Source organism: Thalassotalea sp. G20_0 (genome assembly GCF_017744175.1).
In the GTDB taxonomy this organism is placed as follows: domain Bacteria; phylum Pseudomonadota; class Gammaproteobacteria; order Pseudomonadales; family Endozoicomonadaceae; genus Endozoicomonas.
In genome coordinates this window covers 1-1959 of record NZ_JAGHQV010000165.1, presented here as the reverse complement: position 1 = coordinate 1959, position 1959 = coordinate 1, and the positions used below count along the sequence as shown (strand labels likewise).

The 1959-nt window shown below is 50.3% G+C and carries 2 protein-coding genes; both read left to right on the top strand.

Annotation, left to right across the window (positions count from 1 at the left end):
* The first annotated feature begins 327 nt into the window (after positions 1 to 327).
* Entirely contained in the window at positions 328 to 570 is a 243-nt protein-coding gene (locus tag J7438_RS25260) for a hypothetical protein (protein WP_209278809.1), read from the top strand.
* Positions 571 to 716: 146 nt separating this feature from the next.
* The coding region (gene ltrA, locus J7438_RS25255; RefSeq protein ID WP_209278808.1) for a group II intron reverse transcriptase/maturase at positions 717 to 1959 on the top strand (1243 nt) is incomplete at its 3' end.

The window sequence follows — 1959 nt, the reverse complement described above, 5'->3', positions numbered from 1 at the left end:
CGGCTAATGTATCGATTAAAAAATAACCTGAAAATTGCTGTTGAGCTGTTTCATAATCTGCTCCCGGATGCCTGTCAAAGGCAGAAGTACAAGTGACGGGCGGTAGCGTGCGTGCGACCAGAGAATCGGGGGTCGCATATAATCCCGATTCACAAGGGTAAGTTTGAGGTGCCGACACAATTTGTGATTCGGACTTCTGTACATCCAGATGCTCCTACCCGGACATGCTGCGGAGTAATCCAAGGTGTGAAGCTTCGGGGACAAAGCCTTTAAGCTGGCAGTCTCAACCGGTGGCAGGCCAGGAGCGAACCGGACGGGTGAACGTAAGTGAAGGGTTTAAAGCTTCGTCACCGCCAATCTGCCAAAGAGACTGACAGGCAGAGCCCAAAAGGGATGCAGGCAGGATCAGAGTTTGGACGCGCTAAATCTGACGATGTCGTAACGCCTGCCGGAGTAAAGACTCCACCCTCCCCGGTTCATTTGACTCAAGCTTATCAACTGGGTAAACCCTATTCATTCCTTCGTAGAAGGTATCCTGACCGCAAGGAAAGGGGATGGTGGAGAGGGTAGAGGAGGTCGGAAAAAGCGAACGCTGTCTTGTAATGAGGCAGATAGGGTTTCGAACTTTGACCCAATCCGAAAGGGTGCCCACTTCCGACTGGTCTTAACGATAGACAAGCTCTGCTATGACGTTTGTCTGTGGAGAGGGTTAGACAATGCTAGTCATTGAACCGACCACAGGACACCAGCACTCTGGCTGGCCGGGAATTAACTGGTCAAAAGTCGAAGCCAGTGTTCGTCGGCTGCAAGGCCGTATCTATCGTGCGGCAGAGAACCGCCAGTGGAAGAAGGTAAAAAGCCTTCAGAAGCTGCTGGTTCGTTCACTGGCTGCGAAGTTCCTGTCTATACGGCAGGTAACTATGGAAAATCGCGGCAAGAAAACGCCGGGCATTGACGGGGTAGTATGCGATACACCGGCAAAACGTCTGGCGTTGCTCAAAGAAGGATTGACACTGAGAGGGTATAAACCCAAGCCGGTGCGACGGGTATACATTCCCAAAGCCAATGGCAAGCAACGCCCTCTTGGAATTCCCACTGTTAAAGATCGAGTCATGCAGGCACTGGTGAAGTTGTCCATGGAACCAGAATGGGAAAGCCGTTTCGAGGTTAATTCCTATGGCTTTCGACCGGGACGATGCTGCATGGATGCCATCACTGCCATTGCTCATACGCTGCGGGGAAAGAATAGCAGCAAGTGGGTGCTTGATGCGGACATCTCCGGTTGTTTCGATAACATTAAGCATGAAGCGATACTGGATCGAACGCCGGTGTTTGCTGCGACGATACGTCGGTGGTTAAAGTCTGGTGTTATTGAATGGAGTCACATGCAACCAACGGAAGCAGGTACGCCACAGGGTGGGATTATCTCTCCACTGTTGGCAAACATTGCTCTGGATGGTCTGGAAAGGCTATTTGGCTGTACCAGCGCAAGCGGCCGACAACTGTGTCCGTCTGTCCGCCGAGGAGATAACAAAGGCATTAGCCTGATTCGCTATGCCGATGACTTTGTCATCACAGCGCCCTCGAGTGAAGTGATCAGTGAGTATGTGATCCCAAGGCTTGAGCAGTTTCTGGCAACAAAAGGACTGCAACTAAGCAAAGCTAAAACCAGTGTTGTTCATGTAGATAAGGGTTTTGACTTTCTGGGTTTCACTATCAAACGATACAGTGGGAAGATTGTACTTGTCCGCCCGGCGAAGGCCAACGTTAAAGCTCATATTAAACGGATAAAGGATCTTGTCTCGAAATATAAGCAGGCCACGCAAACTACGCTGATTAATATTCTGAACCCCATTATTGGAGGTTGGAGTAACTACTATCGGCATGGTAACAGCAAGCGGACATTCAGTTATGTCGATCACCGGATATGGAAATTAACATGGTGCTGGGCAAAGCGCC